Origin of the sequence: Pseudomonas sp. NPDC089996 (assembly GCF_044748405.1) — a bacterium.
GTDB lineage: Bacteria > Pseudomonadota > Gammaproteobacteria > Pseudomonadales > Pseudomonadaceae > Aquipseudomonas.
This window is the reverse complement of record NZ_JBIVGA010000010.1, coordinates 1-18,549: the sequence shown is the minus strand read 5'-3', so window position 1 is coordinate 18,549 and position 18,549 is coordinate 1. Positions and strand designations below refer to the sequence as shown.

Here is an 18,549-nt window from a genome sequence, read left to right as displayed (position 1 = left end):
CATGAGCATCCCCGTCTTCACTTTGAACCGACTGGCCGCCGCTGTGTGCTGTGCGCTAGTGGTGTTCTGCCTCCCCGCTACCGCTGCGCCGCTGGGCCAGCTCAATCCGGGCCGGGTGGAAGTTCCTGACCGCAGCGGTGTACGCAGCTCGGCGACCGAGATGCCGGGCAGCCTGGAGCTGCCCGCCACCCAGGTCATTCCGCAAACCGAAGAACCACCGGCTGAAATGAGCAGCCTGCCCGCCAACAGCCCTCGCTTCAAGGTGATTCAGGTCCGTCTGCTTGGCGTGGCCAGCTATCCAGTGGCCACCTTCGATCCACTCCTGGCGCGCCTGCAAGGCCATGAGGTGAGCCTGACCGAGATCAACGCGGTAGCCGACGCCATCACCCAGCGCTATCGCCAGGCCGGGTTCCTGCTGGCCAAAGCCTATGTACCCGAGCAGCGCCTCGAAGGCGGCCGGCTGACACTGCAGGTGTTCGAGGGCAAGATCAACCAGGTGACCTTCAGTGGCCCGTCCAACCAGGCGCTGGAGCGCTATGCCGACAACATACGTCAGCAGACGCCGCCTGACAGTGCCCAACTGGAGCGCAATCTGCTGCTGATGAACGATGTGTCGGGCAACGACAGCCGCGCTGTGCTGCAGGCCTCGCCGCTGGAAGCCGGAACAGACCTTGTGGTGGAGAACACCCAGCGCAAGTATGAGGGCTTCGTGGGTGCCGACAACCGCGACAGTCGCTACTTTGGCCCTTGGCAGATGTACGGCGGCGTGGGTGTCAACGACCTCACCGGGCGTGGTGACCACCTTGGCCTGCGCGCGGGCAAGTCCATCGAGAGCGACAAGATGACCTTCGTCGAAGGTCAGTACGAGCTGCCGGTCGGCCGCCAGGGCGATGTGCTCAGCCTTTTGGCCCAGCACAATGAGGGTCGACCCGATACCTATTCGTTCCTCGATGCCAACAGCTCCGGCGATACCCTGGCCGTGCGCATCACCCGGCCGTGGGTTCGCCAGCGTGACGAGACGTTCAAGACTTCCGCGGCCTTCACCTGGTACAACGGGCGCTCCGAGTACCTGGACGAACCGGACCTGCCGCCCTCCAGCGAGGACCGCATACGCGCCCTGCGTCTGGGCGCGAGCTATGACTTCGTCGACGGCCACGGCGGCACCAACCTGCTCAAGGCCGAGTTCAGCAAAGGCCTGTCGATCATGGGCGCTAGCAATGAAAGCCGGCAGAACCCTTCCCGTGAAGGTGGCCGCACCGACTTCAGCAAGCTGCAGCTGGATGCACAGCGCCTCCAGGACCTTGGCGGAATTATCAATGGCTTGAGCCTTTACCTGGCCGCCACGGCCCAGACGTCGTTCGGTCAGCCATTGCTGTCGCCCGAGCAATTCGGTGTAGGGGGCAGTGAGTTCGGCCGCGGGTATGACCCGTCGGAGATCACTGGCGACACCGGCATCGCGTTGAAGACGCAGTTGCAATACAACCGTCTGCATACCTTCGGCTCGCATGAAGTGCCGAGCCAGTACTACGCGTTCTGGGACGTCGGCAAGGTGTGGAGCGAAGACCCGGCATGGGCCAGGCGGCAGAGCCTGGCCTCGGCAGGTGCCGGGGTGCACCTGCAGGTGTTCAAGGACACTTACATTTCACCCGAAGTCGCTTTCCCGCTGACCCGGCCGGTTTCGGCCGAAGAGCTCGACGACGACAACGGCAAGGCGCCCCGCCTGTACATCAATTTCCTCAAAGTGTTCTAGGTGAGGGTCCCCGACTTTGCTCATGCGATATCCATTCCTGGTACTGCGAGAAGAGCTCGCGGTACCAGAACTTTCTCTGGAGACGTTCATCATGCACGTTCAGAAAGTGATACAGAAAATCAGGCGTGACGTTGTCAATGCAGCAATCAGGAGCCGGGCGAGAATCAATTACAGGCACTTGCAGGTAACGGACCTGACCGAGGCCCGCCATTCACTTGAGTCAGCATTGGCAGAGGAAGCTGGCAAAAGTCTTGACTGGGTGAGCCAGCATCATGAAGCTCAACTGCGGCTCAGGCCAGAGCGACGCACATGAAGCCTCCTGTGCAATGCTTCAATCTAAAGCGCCCCCTGCAACAATCCGCGCGGCAGCTTGAAGTCCTTGAAGGGTTGCTGGGTAATGGGATTGAAGGCCTTTTCAGCATTCAACCGATAGCGCATCACGCCATCGCCGGCACGGAAGCTCAGGTCCACGCTGCTTTGGGTACGCCCATTAAGCGCACCGCGGCTGAGCAGGCGGAACATAGACCAGGGGCCCCGATACTCCAGGCTGCTGCTGTTGCCACCTTGCCTGAGCAGGGTGAGGTTGCTGCGCACCTGCTGCCCCAGGGTATTGGGCCAGATCACCCCGACAATCTGACGCGGCCCGTGGGCGTAGGAAATCAATTGGCCATCGAGGTCGAGCAGGCTGGTGCGCTGGTTGGCACTGAGGCCCAAGGGCTCGATGCTGAACTGCACGCTGAGGTTGCCGCGCGGGTCGAAAAACGTCTCGCGTATGCGGTCGGCGGCGTCCAGTTGCTCGATGACATCCTCGCGAATCAGCGAAGTGCCCTGACGGTCCGAGCGCAACGCCTCGATATTGTCTTTGAGGAAGACCTTGAGGTACTGATCCTGAAACTGCTGCAACCGACCCTTCGGCCCGAAGAACGCCTCGAAGTCGTCCAGCGAGGCATCGGGCGCTTTCACCACGAAGGGGTAGCGGCCGGCCAGGCGCTGCTGAAAGAAGCTGTACACCTCACTGTCCCAGCGTCGCTCCAGTTCCCGCAGGGCCTCGATGTTCAGCACACGGGTAGTCTGCTCGGCGACCGCCCTGACCTGCTGCCTGACTGGCTCGGGCAGGCCGGTCGCGACGCGCTGCAATGTTCCGATCGGGTCGGCGCCCTGCATCGCGAAGCGCTGCAGCACCGCCTGCAACGCCGCATTGCCTCTATCCGGACTGCCCTGCACCGTCCTCGCATAGTCGTGGACGGCAATAATCGCACCGAGGGTTTCATCGTAGTAGCTAGGCTTCTCACCTTTCGCTGCGAGCATGGCGTTCAGCCCGGAAAATGCCCGGCTGATCCCGGTAACCTGCCATGGCGGCGGGCTGGCCGGTACGTTATCGGCCATGCTGGGTGATGTTGGCAAAGGCGGGATGACAGTGTTGTCACGCACGGTCTCCAGCAACCGTTGCAACGGCGCGGCTGGCCCGGTCAGTTGCTCGAGGACCATCACTGCATGGTCGAGGTCGCGGAAGTCGGTGATGGCCAACGCCTGCAGCGCGCGTTGCCAGCTGGCGATGTAGTCCGCGATGTACAGGGCGCGGACCCGCTCGGTCAGGGCTTCTCGGTCGGCATCGGAGTAGTCGAGGGCCTTGCGCTCGCCCAGCGCCCACTGGTCGATCAAGGCCATGTCGGTGATGTGCCGACTCTGCGGCTCGAAATACTCGGTCAGCCCTTTCGCCGTCAGCAGGGGCGCAAGGTAGATATCCTCGGTGGCGCGGTCGCCTGGCTGATAGACGACATCGAAAACCGGCCCCACCTGGTGCCGCAGGTCCAGCCCGTAAGTCAGCCGCTCCAGTGCCTCCTCTTTGAGCGTGGCATACACCCGTTGCGGCAGCGGAACCTTGCGCAAAGCGTGCTGAACGCTCTCGACGCGCGCCTGGAATTGCGGCAAGTCGGCATCGGCATAGGCCAAGGCATACTGCAAATGTCGCATGAGGTCGTGCTGTACCTGGCCTTGGCCGGGAAACGCCTGCTGCCACTGGCTCGCCATCCATTCCTCGACCCATTGCGGGCGACGGTTGTGGCGGTCTTCGAGCATGCGGTAGACCCTGAGCGCGGCCATCTGTTGCTCGCTGCCGGCCGGGGCTGCATCCATTGCATCGACCACGCCGCTGGCCAAGGCTGGCAGGAAGCGCCGCGAAAGCAGGCTCAGGTAGGCTTCATCGACCCGTGGCCCGATGACTCGCCCTTGGTACAGGCCGACATCCGCTACCAGCGGCCATGCGGTGCGATAATCACCAAACACCGCAACAGCTTCGCGGATCTGGTCGAGTGGTTCCAGCAGGTTGCGACCGGTGGGGTCCAGGCGCGGGTCTACGGCTTGTTGGCTGAACGACCGGCTCTGTTCCAGCACCCCCGCAGCCTTGGCGCCGTTCAGGCCGAAGTAGCGATGCCAGGAGGCGGTTGCCACGGCCAGTGCCAGCACGGCCACGGTGGAACCGACCCACAGCAACTGGCGTTTGCTTCGCGCAACCCGTACGTTGTCGCCGGCCAGGCCCGATTCCTTGTAGACGATTTGCTGGAAGACCTGCTGGGCGAAAAAGCTCAGTGCTTTGAGCTGTCGCGTGCTCTGACGCGGTTGCAATACGATGTTGTAGGGCTGCGCCGCCTCGCGTACGAAAGCGTTGCTGACCTCTCCCTGCTGCTGCACCGAGGACCAGAACACACCGCGCACCAGTGGCGGCGTGGTGAAGCGATCACTGGCCAGCACTTCGCGCAGGAAACCAGTCAGGATCGGCCGCAGCCCGCCCAGCTGTGCAAGCAGTGATACAAGGGATGTGCGCTGCGGCAGGCCGTCCGCAAGCAGCAGTTGCTGCAGGGTCTGTGCTTGCAGCTGGAGGATCAGGCGATCATATTGCTCAACGAACTCGTCCTGCCAGGCATCGAAGCGGCTAAGCGCATCGAGCCTGAAAGTGAAGCCCAGCAACTGTTCGCGCTGGGCCGGTGAAAGGCGTTTGTAGAACGGCTCGAAACCGTCAATCAAATCGAATTTGCTCAGTACCACATATAGCGGCAGCCGGGCGCCCAGTTGGCTGCTCACCTCATGTAGACGGGTGCGCAGTACATACGCCAGCGCGGTGCGTTGCTCGGGCGTCCCATGCAGCAATGCGGGCAGGTCGACTACCAGCAACAGGCCATTGAGCGCCCGGCGGCTGCGATTACGCAGCAACCAGGCCAGCAAGTCGTTCCAGAGCCTGGCCTGGGTGCCCGCAGGTAACGGCGTCGGCGGTTTCTGGTCGGCATCCTGCTGTTGTGTGTCGATGGCGTCATGGATGATGAGATCGCCTGGCGGGTCGAGGATCACCGCCTCATTGCCGACCCACCAGCCTACCGGGAAAACCGTTTGCTCAAGGTGCTGCCCGCGCGTCTGGACATTGCCGATACGCGTCAAGGAAAACCGTTGGTTCGTGCCATCAATGAAAGCACTTTTGCCTGCGCACTTGTCGCCCAGCATCAGGTACCAGGGCAAACGATACAGCGCCCGTCGCCCTCCCGCATTGCGCAGGTAGTTCGCCAGTTGGCGATCCAGCGCCTGTTCCTGGGCGTGAACAAACGGCAAGCACGGATCTGCCTGGGCCGCTGCGTCCTGGCGGCGTTCCGCCTGCAGGCTACGAAATCGCTTGCGCAGTACAAAGATCCAGCTCAACAGCGGCACCAGAACCAGCAGCAGGCTGGCCAGGCTGCGATGCGCGACACTGGCCAAGGGGTGTTGCCCGCGCCAGCTCCACTGCGGACCCAGCCACCAGATGGCGACCAATATCAACAATGCGCCCAACCCGAGCAGCAGCGGCATGGCAAGGCCGATTCGTGTGGCCAGTGGCATGCCCCAACGTTTGAATAGCTTCCAGAATTGACTCATGAAGGTTTCCAGTCCTTGTTCTGATCGGTCAGCTCGGCATGAGCGCCGTACTGCTGAAGCCTCTGGAACACATCAGGTTCCCAGGCATCCGCCGTGGTTTGTTGCATCGTCAGGGCAATACCGCTGCACAGGTCCTGTGCCAGCCAGGAAACCCCACGCGCCGCCAGCAGATCGGCTGCAATCAGTGTGCTGTGGCAGCGCTCGCGCGGTGCGCCAAAATCCGCTTGCAGTGCCTGCAGGCGCAGCAGCACCGGCTCCATTCCACCCGCTTCCAGCTGGTTGGCCAGCTCTTCACGAAGCGCCGCAAACTCATGGGCAGGCGCGCCCCGGTCGACCTGCCCTTGCGCACCCTTGAGCCATGCCAGGCACGGCCCGTCGACAAACGCCGTGCCGTCGCTGAAGCACAACCGCTGCAGAGCAGGAAGGCGCTGGACAAATCGTACGGTGGTGGCGCGAATGGCTTCGGCTACCTCCCCCATCGCCAAGCGCTTTGCCACCGTTGCCGCCAGGAAGCTGCCGCGGATCCAGTACGGCGAGGCCGCCACGCTCTTTTCAATGCGCAATAGCAGAGCCAGGTCCGTCGCGTGGCTGGCGATGGCGTCCTCGTAGCCTCCGGCGATATCGGTCGGCACCGCCATCAGCTCGGTGCGGTGGTCCTGCCTGGACATCGGTGCGGCCTTGATCAGCGCCCACAAGCCAAAGCGGCGCAGCAGATAGCCCGCAGGGTCGTAATGGTCTTGCTGGTTGATGTATTCGGCCATGTTCAATAGCGCCCGCCGGGTTTCGCGTTCGTTGCCCAGAGACAAGCTGGCCTTGGGCGTAGCGAAAGCGTCGCCCAGCGGTGTGGGCGTTGGCCGAGGTGCAGCGACCGTGGCAGGCGCGCTTTCGGCGTTGCCGCCGGCACACTCCAGATGCTTGAACAACTGCCGTTGCAACGCGTCGAGCAAACTCGGCTCCAGTTGCGCCTTGTTCGTCTGCCGTTGCAGGCATTCCATCGCCTGGCGCGCCACCGATGCCTGGGCGGGACCGAAAGTGAAGCGGTCCAGACGTGGCAGCGCCTCAAGCAAGCGGTTGAGCACCAGCGCCACCAGTTTGCGTTTGCCCGGCAAGCCCTTGGGCCCGGGCTTGGGGTGTGCGGTCTCCCAATAGCGGTCCAGTACGCCGGCCAGCAGCCCGGCGGTGAAGCCCCAGCGCGCCCAGCAACGACTGCGCAGCCAAGCGGCACTCAGGTGCGCAACGATACGGAAGTGCTTGCAGCGTTGACTCAGATACTCGCGGGAAGCCTCCTCGATGTAAGGCCAATCGATAGTCGCTTCGTGCAGGCCGCCGAGCTTGACCATTTCCTGGTCGACTGCCTGGTAGCTATCGTCCTCCATGTCGAACAGACCTGCCGGTGCTTCAGGATCTATGGGCGCTAGCAGCCGCTCGATGTCCTGCGCCGACACCTCCGCTACCAGCGACATGTCTTTCGCGCCTGATCGATCAGTGGATCCAGCCCCTGAGCATCGAACGTCAGCCCATCGATGCCCGGGTCATCGCTGACAACCTGCACCCGATGCGCACCGATCAAGCGCTTGATCTGTTCGATGGCCGGTAGTCCGCGGCCGGCATCGAGCACCTGGCCATTTTCCATCACCTGCCAGGCCGTTGCCTTGCTGGCTCCACGCGCCCCCTGCAGCTGCACCTTGACGCGATTGGCATCGATCGGCTGCCCAGTGATCAGCTGCAGCCTGGAAATGTTCTGGATACAGCTGATCACCAGGTAGCTACGGGGATCGGCCGAGGCTATCGCCGGTGCTGATATCACCAGCCATGGCTGCGCTGCACTCGCCTCATCGTGCGGATTACCGAGGCGGAAGGCCAGGTCATCGACGGGGCGGCCGGCCTCGTTCGCCATCACGCGTGACACACTTGGAGCCTGCTGCTCCGGAGCCGACCATGCCCGGCGGGGTGCCTGAACAGGCGTACCGGCGGCCTCGTCGAAGCAGGCCAGGCGCTCCAGGTTGGATACCACGCCTGGACAGTCCCGTACGGCACCCGCCAACGCCGGTTGCAAGACGAGCAGCAACGAAATACCAGCGGCATATGCACTGCGGGGAATCATCGTAAGTTGGCCCTCCTTCTAAAAAATCACTTTCGACCTGGAACCTGTAACCAAGTAATTCGCACTAGGCATAACCAAACTTCACGAAGACTATTCATGCCGGACGAGATATTCAAATAAATATTTACTTACACTTAATGCCTCGACCAACATACAACTACCGGCGCATGTTTTTAAGGGAGGAAAACTTGCCACCAGGCAATAGGTGCAACAAATACCCCTTATGTAGGACGCTCCTACAAAAAACAGGCAGCCACGAAAAACATCCTACAAAATAAATCACTCGAAATACTTGTACGAATTATCCTACAAACAGCGCGGGAAGTTTAAGTATGTCCAAGAATATGAATTCCGTGGCGCCAAAAGAGCGCATCAATATCCGTTACGTACCCGCTACAGGCGCTGAGCAGGCTGAAGTCGAGTTGCCCCACAAGATGCTGGTTATCGGTGATTTCGGGCTGGAGGACAGCCGTGCACTCGAAGACCGACCCGTCCTGCGGATCGACAAGCATTCGTTCGACAGTGTGCTGGAAGACGCCCAGGTGAGCCTGAACCTGTCGGTCCCCTCCCTGCTCGGCCAGGACTCGGACGCCGAGCTGGCCGTCAACCTGCAGTTCGCCTCGATCAAGGACTTCGGGCCAGACCGGATCGCACGCCAGGTGCCAGAACTGGACCGGCTGATCGAGCTGCGCGAGGCGCTGGTGGCCCTGAAAGGCCCGCTGGGCAACGTCCCGGCGTTCCGCAAGCAGCTCCAGCAGTTGCTGGCTGACGATCAGGCTCGCGAGCGACTGGCACAAGAACTGAACCTGGTGCTCGACGCACCACGACAAGACTGAAGACAACGGAGCGTCAGCATGCCGACCCAGACCAACACGCCCACCACGGCCGAAGTCTCATCCGAAGTATTGGGCGAGGCCACCCTGCTCGACCAGATCATGGCGCAAACCCAGCTGGTTCCGTCCCAGGAAGGCTATCAGGTTGCCCGCCAAGGCGTTGCCGCATTCATTACGCAGATTCTGCGCAGCGACGAGCCGGAGCAATCGATCAACAAGCACCGCGTCGATCAGATGATTGCCGAAGTCGACCGTGTGCTTGGCAAACAGATGGATGCCATCCTCCACCAACCGGAGTTCCAACAACTGGAGTCCGCCTGGCGCAGCCTCAAACTGCTGGTGGACCGCACGGACTTTCGCGAGAACATAAAGCTTGAGTTCCTGCACACCAGCAAGGAAGAGTTGCTCGACGATTTCGAAAACGCAGCCGATATCACCTGCAGCGGTATGTACAAGCATGTTTACACGGCCGGTTATGGCCAGTTCGGTGGCGAGCCGATTGCCGCCATGTTGGGCAACTACCATTTCGGGCCGTCATCGCCTGATATCAAACTACTAAGCTACATGGCATCCGTGGGCGCCATGGCCCACGCACCCTTTCTCGCGGCGCCAGCACCGGAATTCTTCAATCTCAGCAGTTTCGTAGACCTACCTGACCTGAAAGAGATCAAGGACATCTTTGCCGGCCCCCGTCATGCCAAGTGGCGAGCGTTCCGCGACAGCGAAGATGCCCGCCACACCGCGCTGGTCGCTCCTCGCTTCATGCTGCGTTCGCCGTACCACCCCGAGGAACTGCCGACCGAAAGCTTCAGTTACCAGGAGAACATGGACGGTCGCCACGCCAATTACCTGTGGGGCAACGCCGCGTTCCTGCTGGCCAGCTGCATCAACGACAGCTTTGCGCGCTACCGCTGGTGCCCGAACATCATAGGCCCGCAGTCGGGCGGCGCAGTGGATGACCTGCCGGTGCACCTTTACCAGTCACTGGGCCAGTTGCAGGCCAAGATCCCCACTGAAGTGCTGATCTCTGACCGCAAGGAATTCGAACTGGCCGAGGAAGGCTTCATCGCCCTGACCATGCGCAAGGACAGCGACAATGCGGCGTTCTTTTCGGCCAACTCGGTGCAGAAACCCAAGGCCTTCCCCAAGACCCCCGAAGGCCAGCAGGCCCAGACCAACTACAAGCTCGGCACCCAACTGCCCTACCTGTTCATCGTCAACCGCCTGGCGCATTACATCAAGGTCATGCAGCGCGAACAGATCGGCAGTTGGAAGGAGCGCCGCGACCTGGAGTCGGAGCTCAACAAATGGGTCAAGCAATACGTTGCCGACCAGGAAAATCCTTCGGCCGATGTCCGTAGTCGTCGCCCGTTGCGCGCCGCAGCAATCACGGTCTCGGATGTCGCCGGAGACCCGGGCTGGTATCAGGTCTCCATCGCCGTGCGCCCGCATTTCAAATACATGGGCGCCAATTTCGAAATCTCGCTGGTTGGGCGGCTCGATACGCAATGAGCGGCCTGTTCGAGCGCCTGGCCGCCGAGCGCCCGGCCAGTCGCGTGCTTTCCCGGCGGGAACAGGCCGCGCACAAGTTCGAGGTGATCAAACGCCACCTCGAAACGTTGCTCAATGCCCGCCAGGGTTGCTCCCGAAGTAGCCCTGAGCTGGGCCTGCGCGACTTCAACGGATACGACCTGAGCACTGGTGACCGGGTGCGGCAAGTCAGTGATGACATCCGCCAGACGCTCCAGCGCTTCGAGCCACGTATCCAGATCCGTGAAATGAAAGCCATGCCCGATACCCACACCCCGCTCGAGCTGCATTTGCGGCTCGATTGCCTGGTGCAGGTAAACGATCACTCCGAGCTGTTGCAGGTCGAGTTGCTGGTCAACGGCCTTAGCCGATACACACGAGTAAGGTAGCCATGTCATTGAAGGATCGATTCGGGGAGGAACTTCGCTACCTGCGCGAGTTGGGGGCGGACTTCGCCAAGGACAACCCGCAACTGGTGCGGTTTCTCGGCAAGGACAGTGGCGACCCTGACGTGGAGCGCCTGCTTGAGGGCTTCGCGTTCCTGACTGCCAAGCTGCGATTGAAGCTTGAGGACGACCTGCCGGAGCTGACCCACCCCATGCTGCAACTGCTCTGGCCCAATTACCTGCGCCCCCTGCCGAGCGCAACGATCATCCAGTTCTCACCAGAAAAACAGACGCTCAACCAGTCCCGCAGCATTCACAAGGGTACACGGTTGTTCTCCATACCGGTGGATGGCATCGCCTGCGAGTACCGGACCTGCACCGAGGTGAAGCTGCATCCTTTTGCCATCAGCGACGTCCAGGCGACCCACACACCGGAGCATTCCGTGGTGCGCGTCGAACTTGAGACGCTCGTCCAACGCCCACTGAACAGCTTGGGCTGCGACAACCTGGACGTTCACCTCAGTGGCGATGACTGTTGCGCGCAAACCCTGTACCTGTGGCTGTCGCAATACCTGAAGCACATCAGCGTGACCATCAACGGCGAGGTCCGTCGGCTACCGGCCAGCAGCCTGGCTTTTCCCGGCTTCGGCCCTGAAGAAGCCCTGCTGCCCTACCCACAGAACGTCTTCGACGGCTACCGGATCCTGCAGGAGTACTTCGTTTTTCCTCAGCGTTTCCACTTCTTCACCCTGACCGGCCTGGGCGACTGCTGGCCGGCGCAGAGCAGCGGGCAGATAAGCTTCGACTTCCACTTCAGCCGCCCACTGCCTGGCGCAATGCCGGTTGGCGTCGACGACTTCTGCCTGTTCTGTACGCCAGCGGTGAACCTGGTGCACTGTGAGGCCGAACCGATAGACCTGTCTGGCGAGCACGCCCACGCACTGCTGAAGCCAAGTTGCAGCAATGCGCGCGGCTACGAAATCTTCAGTGTCGACCGAGTGATCAGTACCCGTACCCTGGCCGATGGCGAGATGGGCGAGCCACTGCGGGCCTTTCTGCCTTTCGAGTCGTTCGCCCATGAAATCGAGCACGTCCAGGGCCGGGCCACGCTGTACTACCGTTGCCAGCTCGAAGAAGCATTGCTCGGCGATGGCGTGATTCACCGTATCGCTTTCGTGCGCGCAGACAACAGTATCTACCGCGGTGCGCTGGAAACGGCTTCCATCGACCTGACATGCACCAACCGCGACCTGCCAATGGCGTTGAATGTCGGCGACATCTGCGTCATCAACGAATTCACGCCACCGCTGACCACCTACCGCAACCTCCGGCGCCCGACCCGTCCATACCGCCCTGTGCTCGACGGCCAGTTGCAATGGGCGCTGATTTCCAACCTGTCGCTCAACTATTTGTCGCTGCTGTCGGCTGACCCGCTGAAGGCGGTCATCCGCGCCTATGACTTCGCGGCCCTGCATGACATTCAACAGGCGCGCACCACGCGCAAGCGCCTGGACGCCATCTGTGACGTGCAGACCGCGCCCCTGGACTGGCTGATCAACGGGCAACCGGTTCGCGGCCTACATACCCGATTGCAACTCGACCAGCAGGGCTTCCTCTGCGAGGGCGACCTGTACCTGTTCAGTTGTGTGCTCGCGCGCTTCTTTGCCCTCTACGCCAGCATCAATTCCTTCCATCAACTGGAAGTGACCAACACCACCAACAACGAGCACTACACATGGCCACCGCTGATTGGCAAACAGCCCCTGATCTAGCCGACTCGCTGCTCGCGCAGGCGCATCGGTTCGATTTCTTCCAGTTGCTGGAGCACCTGCATGGCTTGCATGGTGACAATCTTGAAGCGCGTTGGCCCGATGCTGCCACGCGCTTGCGGGTATGCCTGGGCTGCGATCCACGACTGCGCTTTCCCGCCAGCGATGTGCTCAGTGCCAAGCGAATGCCTGGCCATGATGCCCGCTATCGAGTCTGCACCACCTTCATGGGCCTGCACGGCAGCGACTCGCCGCTGCCCACCTATTATCTGGAGCAGATCACCCATGAACATGCCCAGGGTATCGGTGTCCGCCCGGCGTTTCTCGATTTCTTCAACCACTACCTGCTCGGCCTGCTGCATCGCGCCTGGCGCAAGTACCGTTACTACATTCGCTTTCAACCCGGCGCCAACGACCAGTTTTCCCAATACGTCTTCGCGCTGATCGGTCTCAATGATCGGCAATTGCGCGGTGACACTGCGCTGCCCTGGAGCCGCCTGCTGAGTTTTGCCGGTGTGATTGCCAGCCGCAGCCGTTCACCGGGCACCGTGGCCGGCATCATTGGCCACTGCTTCGACCTTGCGCAGGTACACATCCGCGAGTTCGAAACGCGCTCGGTGCCCACTGCCGCCCGCCAGCGGGTGCGACTCGGCCGGGCCAACGGCGAACTTGGCAGCAACTTCACGGTTGGCAGCCGAACACGAACTCGCAGCAGCAAGTTCACGATCGTGATCAGCGAGCTTGACCAGGCTCAGTTTCACGACCTGCTGCCCAGTGGCATCAACTTCGGCCGTTTGCGTGCACTGATCGACGTGCTGCTGCGGGATGGGCTGGCATACGACCTGGAACTGCGCCTCAAGCGCAACGTGCTGACGCCATTCAACCTGCACCGGAGCCAAGGTGCGTATCTGGGCTGGACCAGCTTCATCGATGACCGTCATGGGATGATCAGCCCGGTGGTGCGGTTCAGGGGGCGGGCATGAGCGCTTTGACCCTGCACGTCAGCAACCTCGAACAGTTACCACACGGGGTGAATCGCCAGCACCGGTTCGGCCGCAGTGGCGGCACTCTCGGCAGCCAGGGTGCGGACTGGCTGTTGATCGACAGGAGCCTGAAGGTGCGGCCCATCCACTGCGAGATTCGCTGGACGGAAGGCGGCTTCTGCGCCATCGATCGCAGCGGCCAGACGTACCTGAATGGCAGCACACACTGTCTTGGAAAACGCCCACCCATGCGCCTCAAGGATGGCGACATCCTGCGGGTCGGCGCCTACCGGCTACGGGTCGATCTGCAGCCGGAACAGGCATCCAGGCGCTCTCTGGAGGAAGTTTTCATGCCTCGGCTGGACGTGCACGAGGCCCTGGAGGCAAGCGCTTCGACCCGCCCGCGAGACAACGCCATCAATACCTTGCCACCCCTCCCCCCTACGGATGTGTGCTCGGCATTCGACCCGCTCCCGGGGCACGACCCCGTGGCTGCCCTCGATGCGAGGTTAGTGCCTTGCCCTGTGGACCAGAACCCGCTGCAGGATCTTATTACAGGACCGCGATCATGCTTCCACGCCTGATGCTTTGCGCTTCACTGTTGCTTGTGCTCACGGCCACTGCTGGCTGCACAGCCCTGGGCAAGATGTTCCAGGTGCTGAAAGACCCGTCCATCCCCGTGGGAGCACCGGAAGATATGCCGACCGAGTTCGCCATCAGCATCCATGTCAGCCCTACGCTGAATGGTGTTGCCGATAACGCCGAAGCCGCTGATGCAGCACCAGGTGAACTCGAACCAGGCCCATACACGGTCAGCCTGAGCGCAGACGACCCACGTGCGCTCACCGAAAAGGTCGCCAGCCTGTTCAGCTACCTGCAGGCACAGTATCCCGAATCAGTACCTGCCGATGAGAGTGCGCTCGGGGACTACGAGGCACCCACAACAGCGCTTGAGCGGTTTGACGCACCGCACAGCCACGGGCCCCAGATCGCCAGCCCCATCGCCGTCAAGGTCCTGCAACTGCGGGACGACTCACTGCTGCTCAACAGCGTTTACCAGCAACTGGCGCTGGACCCGGCCAAAGCGCTGCGCAGCACTTACATCCGCGATGACGATTACCTGCTGTCGCCCGGCCAGTTCAAGTTTGTGCCGTTCCAACCCCTCCATGACGACACCCGCTTCATTGCAGTGATCGCCGACTACAGCAGCCTGGAGAGCTCGACATGGCAACAAGTACTGCGCATTGCCCCACGCGGCCGCCGGGTGGTGCTCTCGCTGCAAGTCCATGACGCGCAGATCGAGCTCAAGGAAGAGGACCGATGATCGATCTGCCGGCCTGCTACCTCTCATCCCTGACATGGAGTGCCCATGAGCTCACGTAACCCTGTGCTATGGCCTGAAGGCCTGTTCGTCAAACCGCAGCACTTCCAGCAGGCGGCCCGGGCCAGCGAGGCGGCGCTGCATCAACGCCTGAGCAGCCTGAGTGCTGCGTTCTACGGATTCAGCGAACTGCAGTTGAACGATGAATACCTGTGCCTTGGCAAGGTCGCCATCACCCGGGCCAGGGGCATCATGCCCGACGGGGCCGTCTTCGATATCCCTGGCGACCTGCCCCCACCGCCACCGCTGGAGATCAGCGACGATGGCGCGCAGCACGGCGAGATCTACCTGTGCCTGCCGCTGCGCACCGACGGCGGCCGTGAAGTGAGCTGGCCGGACAGCATGGCAAACCTGCGTTATGTCGCCCATGCCCAGGAAATCAAGGATACCCACACCGCCGATGGCGACCTGGTGCAGGTGGACCTCGCCGTGCCCAACCTGCAGCTGCGGCGGCAAAGTGAAGACAGCAGTGCCTATACGTGGCTCGCCCTGGCAAGAATCCTCGAGCGTCGCCCCGATGGCAGCCTGCAGCTGGACGAATCGTTCTACCCCACCAGCCTGTCGGTGCGCGCGGTGCCGGCACTGATGCGCTTCCTTGAAGAAATCAGCAACACCTTGCGCGAACGTGCGCGCAACCTGGCGGCACGTATCGGCTCGTCAGGCCAGTCCGGCATCGCCGATATCCGTGACTTCAACCTGTTGCAGGCCCTGAATCGCTGGTGGCCTTGCTTCGCCCATCTGGCCCGGCAACCGCAGACCCACCCGGAGCAGCTCTATCTCTGCATGAGCCAGGCCTGTGGCGAACTGGTGACCTTCACCGACGAGAATCGCCTGCCACAAGAGTACCCGGCGTATCACCACAACGCCCTGCGCACTTCCTTCAAGCCACTGGAAGACACGCTGCGCCGTGCACTGAGCACGGTGCTGCAGCCGCGGGCGGTGTCGTTGCCGCTGCAAACCCTCGAGTGGGGCGTGATGACCACGACGCTGGAGGATCGGCGCCTGATCGACGAGGCGGACTTCATCCTCGCGGTGCGCGCCAACCAGACCGTGGAGTCGTTACGTCAGGCCTTCGTGCACACGGTCAAGGTCAGCGCGCTGGAAGCGATGAACGAGATGGTCCTGCATCACTTGCCGGGCATCCCGCTGGTGGCGTTGCCCGTGGCGCCACGCGACCTGCCCTTCCATGCCGGGTTCAGCTACTTCGAGCTGGACCGGCGCAGCCCGGCCTGGGCTTCCATGAAGGACAGCCACGGGTTCGGCATCCACATCGCCGGGAAAATCCCAGGCCTTGAATTGCAATTCTGGGCGATCAGGAGTGAATGAAATGGACGCGTCCGGCAGCAAGGCCGTTGATACACCGCCAACCAGACGTGAACCGCTAGAGACGGCGCTTCACCCGTCGAAACCCGGGGCTGCAGATGCGCGTGCACCTGACGCCGAAACCACTTGCGCAGGCTACCCGGCGGACCCGGATTTCCAGCTGCGCGGCACCTTCCAGAACCCCATGATCGATGCGGCAATGCCGCTGTTCGGTCTGGTGATGCGCCTGCGCACCCTGGATAGCTTGCCCAACATCCAGGAAGTGCACCATCAGGTGCGCACCCAGGTCGACAACATCGTCGAAGAAATGCGCCAGCGGGGCTACGAATCCGCGCAACTGCTGGCTTATTCCTATGCCCTGTGCATGTACCTGGACGAGGCTGTGATGAGTCGCCCCTGGGGCAGAAATTCTTGCTGGAGCCAGGAGTCGCTGCTGAGCATTTTTCACCACGAGACCTGGGGTGGAGAAAAGATCTACACGGTGCTGTCGCGCCTGATGCAGGAGCCCCAGCGCTACATCGACGTGCTGGAATTTGTGTACCTCTGCCTGTGCCTCGGTCTCAAAGGCAAATACGGCCTGGCACCCAAGGGTGATGAGGCTGTGAACGCCCTGCTCCAGCAGATTCACACGCTTATCCGCGAAGTGCGTGGGCCGGTCCCGGAGCAGGTCAGCGATCCCCTGGCCAATGTCGCTCCGAGCGACTTCCGCATGCACCGGCAGTGGCCGTGGTGGAGCCCGTTGCTGATCAGCGCCGCGGCCATGGCGGTGGTGTACGGGGTTTACAGCTATCGCCTGCATTTGCTGACCACTGAAGTGCTGGAGTCGCTTAACGGCATTCTTCAGCAGTGACCGAAGCATCGGTAAACCTTAATTCAACGAATTGGCGAGGCGACTGCCTTGCTGAGAAGCCCATCGCTACCGATGGCCATGCCGCCAATGGCGTACGTGTTTTATCTACAGGCATAAAGGAGAAACAGCCATGCCAACACCCATTTACATCTCAATTGAAGGCCGCCTACAAGGCAACATCACTGAGGGTGCCTTCACACCCGACTCAGTGGGAAACATATTCGTCGAGGGCCACGAAGACGAAATCCTTGTACAGGAAGTCAAGCACAGGATAACTGTGCCAAGCGACCCACAAAGCGGACAACCAACAGGCAGGCGCGTACACGGCCCATTCATCTTCACCAGTGCGATTAACAAGGCGACACCGTTACTGAACCAAGCGCTGACTGCAGGCGAAATACTTCCCACCGTCCTGGTTAGCTGGTATCGAACATCAGTGGATGGCAAAGAGGAACTTTTCTTCATGACCAAACTGGAGGACGCAATGATTGTTGAGATCAATTGCATCCTCCCTCATGTCCAAAATCCAAAAAACGCGAACTTCACGCAACTGGTCGAGGTGGCCATGACTTACCGCAAGATCACCTGGACTCACATGATCTCGGGGACGCAAGGCTCCGACGACTGGCGCAATCCAAAGATCTGAAGCCTCTGAACAGCTCCGGACAGGATTACCCTGTTCGGGCTTTCGTGTGACCCGACAATGGACAAAGATATTTCATGCTTAGCCAATCCGACCTGCGTTACAGCTTCCAGACCCTGGCGGCTGATATCGAACTCGAAGTCGTGTCGTTCGAGCTCAAAGAGGCCCTGAGCACCCCCTTCCAGTTGCAATTGGAGCTGGTCAGCTTCTACGACGACATCGACTTCGCCCGACTGCTCGACAAGCCCGCCTTGTTCACCCTCTGGGACGCAGACCGCCCAGTGCGTTACGTACACGGACTGATCAGCAGCTTCCGCCAGGGCGACAGCGGCTTCCACCGCACCTGTTACCACGCCCTTGTCGAACCACAGCTAGCCCGCGCCGGGTTGCGCTCGAACTGGCGCATCTTCCAGCAGAAAACCGTGCCGCAGATTCTCGAATTGATGCTCCAGCGCCAGGGCATCCTGCGCTTCGAACTGAGCACCCGCGTCGACCATCAGGTGCGCGAGTTCTGTGTCCAGGCCGGCGAAACCGACCTCGACTTCATCACCCGCCTCGCCGCTGAAGAAGGGTTCGTCTACAGCTTCGAGCACAGCCCCAAGCAGCACAAACTGATCATCACCGACCGCTTGTTGTCACTGGGCCTGATCAGACAGAGCCCCATTCAGGACGGGGGCAAGCACCCTGGCTCCTACGAAGCTGAGGATGCAAGCCACCCCGCCCCTGTGCTGTACCACGCCAACAGCGGCGGCGACCAGGCGCAGCCTTGCCTGCGGCGCTTCCACTACAGCGAGAACGTCCGCACGGCGCGCCAGGCACAGCGTGACTACACCTTCACCCACCCGGCCTATCGCCTGGATCAGCACGCCCGCGCCAAGGGCGAACTGCATCAGTCCATGGATTACGAGCGCTTCGACTACCCCGGGCGCTACAAGCGTGAAGCGGTTGGCATCCCCTTCACCCAGACCCGTCTGACCGGCTTGCGCCACGACGCCCACATTGCCGAAGTCACAGGTGACGACGTGCGTCTGCAGCCAGGCCGGGCCTTCACCCTCACCGGCCACCCGCGAGAAGACCTCAACGTGCTCTGGCGGGTA

15 protein-coding genes are annotated in these 18,549 nt (G+C 61.6%); 12 read left to right on the top strand and 3 right to left on the bottom strand.

Annotated features, from left to right (window positions below; translation table 11 throughout):
* Nucleotide 1: 1 nt before the first annotated feature.
* Entirely contained in the window at nt 2–1,750 is a 1,749-nt protein-coding gene (locus tag ACIPW4_RS18125; protein WP_400660221.1) for a ShlB/FhaC/HecB family hemolysin secretion/activation protein, read from the top strand.
* A 336-nt stretch (nt 1,751–2,086) separates the two neighbouring features.
* Here ACIPW4_RS18125 and tssM read toward each other — a convergent pair whose 3' ends face one another.
* From tssM to vasI, 3 genes are read right to left on the bottom strand one after another with little or no spacing between them, the layout of a single operon-like run.
* Nucleotides 2,087–5,650, bottom strand: coding sequence for a type VI secretion system membrane subunit TssM (gene tssM / locus ACIPW4_RS18120; RefSeq protein WP_400660219.1), 3,564 nt, complete (start codon nt 5,648–5,650; stop codon nt 2,087–2,089).
* Nucleotides 5,647–7,113 carry a type VI secretion system protein TssA gene (tssA, locus tag ACIPW4_RS18115; RefSeq protein ID WP_400660217.1) on the bottom strand — a complete coding sequence of 489 codons (1,467 nt, stop codon included), beginning with the start codon at nt 7,111–7,113 and terminating at the stop codon, nt 5,647–5,649. Before tssA ends, tssM begins: the two co-directional genes overlap by 4 nt.
* Nucleotides 7,101–7,754 carry a type VI secretion system-associated protein VasI gene (gene vasI / locus ACIPW4_RS18110; RefSeq protein WP_400660215.1) on the bottom strand — a complete coding sequence of 218 codons (654 nt, stop codon included), beginning with the start codon at nt 7,752–7,754 and terminating at the stop codon, nt 7,101–7,103. The genes tssA and vasI overlap by 13 nt, the downstream gene beginning before the upstream one ends.
* 332 nt (nt 7,755–8,086) lie before the next feature.
* On the opposite strand from vasI, the gene tssB reads away from it, so the two are divergent.
* From tssB to tssI, 11 genes are all read left to right on the top strand, one after another.
* Nucleotides 8,087–8,590: a type VI secretion system contractile sheath small subunit gene (tssB, locus tag ACIPW4_RS18105; RefSeq protein WP_400660212.1), complete on the top strand. Its 504-nt coding sequence runs from the start codon at nt 8,087–8,089 to the stop codon at nt 8,588–8,590.
* 18 nt (nt 8,591–8,608) lie between these two features.
* Complete coding sequence (tssC, locus tag ACIPW4_RS18100; RefSeq protein WP_400660210.1) at nt 8,609–10,099, top strand: type VI secretion system contractile sheath large subunit; 1,491 nt, start codon at nt 8,609–8,611, stop codon at nt 10,097–10,099.
* The gene (tssE, locus tag ACIPW4_RS18095; RefSeq protein WP_400660207.1) at nt 10,096–10,506 is read left to right on the top strand and encodes a type VI secretion system baseplate subunit TssE; all 411 of its coding nucleotides are present in this window, start codon (nt 10,096–10,098) and stop codon (nt 10,504–10,506) included. The genes tssC and tssE overlap by 4 nt, the downstream gene beginning before the upstream one ends.
* Before the next feature lie 2 nt (nt 10,507–10,508).
* On the top strand, nt 10,509–12,275 hold the full coding sequence (gene tssF, locus ACIPW4_RS18090; RefSeq protein WP_400660205.1) for a type VI secretion system baseplate subunit TssF: 1,767 nt from the start codon (nt 10,509–10,511) through the stop codon (nt 12,273–12,275).
* The gene (gene tssG / locus ACIPW4_RS18085) at nt 12,239–13,255 is read left to right on the top strand and encodes a type VI secretion system baseplate subunit TssG (RefSeq protein ID WP_400660202.1); all 1,017 of its coding nucleotides are present in this window, start codon (nt 12,239–12,241) and stop codon (nt 13,253–13,255) included. Before tssF ends, tssG begins: the two co-directional genes overlap by 37 nt.
* Nucleotides 13,252–13,839, top strand: a complete 588-nt coding sequence (locus ACIPW4_RS18080) for an FHA domain-containing protein (RefSeq protein WP_400660199.1) — start codon at nt 13,252–13,254, stop codon at nt 13,837–13,839. The genes tssG and ACIPW4_RS18080 overlap by 4 nt, the downstream gene beginning before the upstream one ends.
* Nucleotides 13,824–14,579 (top strand): type VI secretion system lipoprotein TssJ, encoded by a 756-nt coding sequence (tssJ, locus tag ACIPW4_RS18075; protein WP_400660196.1) that lies wholly within the window; start codon nt 13,824–13,826, stop codon nt 14,577–14,579. The genes ACIPW4_RS18080 and tssJ overlap by 16 nt, the downstream gene beginning before the upstream one ends.
* A 45-nt stretch (nt 14,580–14,624) precedes the next feature.
* The gene (tssK, locus tag ACIPW4_RS18070) at nt 14,625–15,962 is read left to right on the top strand and encodes a type VI secretion system baseplate subunit TssK (RefSeq protein ID WP_400660193.1); all 1,338 of its coding nucleotides are present in this window, start codon (nt 14,625–14,627) and stop codon (nt 15,960–15,962) included.
* A gap of 1 nt (nt 15,963) precedes the next feature.
* A complete protein-coding gene (gene icmH, locus ACIPW4_RS18065; RefSeq protein ID WP_400660190.1) occupies nt 15,964–16,809 on the top strand; it encodes a type IVB secretion system protein IcmH/DotU in 846 nt (281 codons plus the stop codon).
* A gap of 130 nt (nt 16,810–16,939) precedes the next feature.
* On the top strand, nt 16,940–17,455 hold the full coding sequence (locus tag ACIPW4_RS18060; RefSeq protein WP_400660187.1) for an Hcp family type VI secretion system effector: 516 nt from the start codon (nt 16,940–16,942) through the stop codon (nt 17,453–17,455).
* A gap of 74 nt (nt 17,456–17,529) precedes the next feature.
* Nucleotides 17,530–18,549, top strand: a 1,020-nt coding sequence (gene tssI, locus ACIPW4_RS18055) for a type VI secretion system tip protein TssI/VgrG (RefSeq protein ID WP_400660184.1), incomplete at its 3' end; no start/stop codon positions are given.

Coding starts and splice junctions, on each gene's coding strand:
- ACIPW4_RS18125 (WP_400660221.1), top strand. CDS start 2: ATGAGCATCCCCGTCTTCACTTTGAACCGACTGGCCGCCGCTGTGTGC.
- tssM (WP_400660219.1), bottom strand. CDS start 5,650: ATGAGTCAATTCTGGAAGCTATTCAAACGTTGGGGCATGCCACTGGCC.
- tssA (WP_400660217.1), bottom strand. CDS start 7,113: ATGTCGCTGGTAGCGGAGGTGTCGGCGCAGGACATCGAGCGGCTGCTA.
- vasI (WP_400660215.1), bottom strand. CDS start 7,754: ATGATTCCCCGCAGTGCATATGCCGCTGGTATTTCGTTGCTGCTCGTC.
- tssB (WP_400660212.1), top strand. CDS start 8,087: ATGTCCAAGAATATGAATTCCGTGGCGCCAAAAGAGCGCATCAATATC.
- tssC (WP_400660210.1), top strand. CDS start 8,609: ATGCCGACCCAGACCAACACGCCCACCACGGCCGAAGTCTCATCCGAA.
- tssE (WP_400660207.1), top strand. CDS start 10,096: ATGAGCGGCCTGTTCGAGCGCCTGGCCGCCGAGCGCCCGGCCAGTCGC.
- tssF (WP_400660205.1), top strand. CDS start 10,509: ATGTCATTGAAGGATCGATTCGGGGAGGAACTTCGCTACCTGCGCGAG.
- tssG (WP_400660202.1), top strand. CDS start 12,239: ATGGCCACCGCTGATTGGCAAACAGCCCCTGATCTAGCCGACTCGCTG.
- ACIPW4_RS18080 (WP_400660199.1), top strand. CDS start 13,252: ATGAGCGCTTTGACCCTGCACGTCAGCAACCTCGAACAGTTACCACAC.
- tssJ (WP_400660196.1), top strand. CDS start 13,824: ATGCTTCCACGCCTGATGCTTTGCGCTTCACTGTTGCTTGTGCTCACG.
- tssK (WP_400660193.1), top strand. CDS start 14,625: ATGAGCTCACGTAACCCTGTGCTATGGCCTGAAGGCCTGTTCGTCAAA.
- icmH (WP_400660190.1), top strand. CDS start 15,964: ATGGACGCGTCCGGCAGCAAGGCCGTTGATACACCGCCAACCAGACGT.
- ACIPW4_RS18060 (WP_400660187.1), top strand. CDS start 16,940: ATGCCAACACCCATTTACATCTCAATTGAAGGCCGCCTACAAGGCAAC.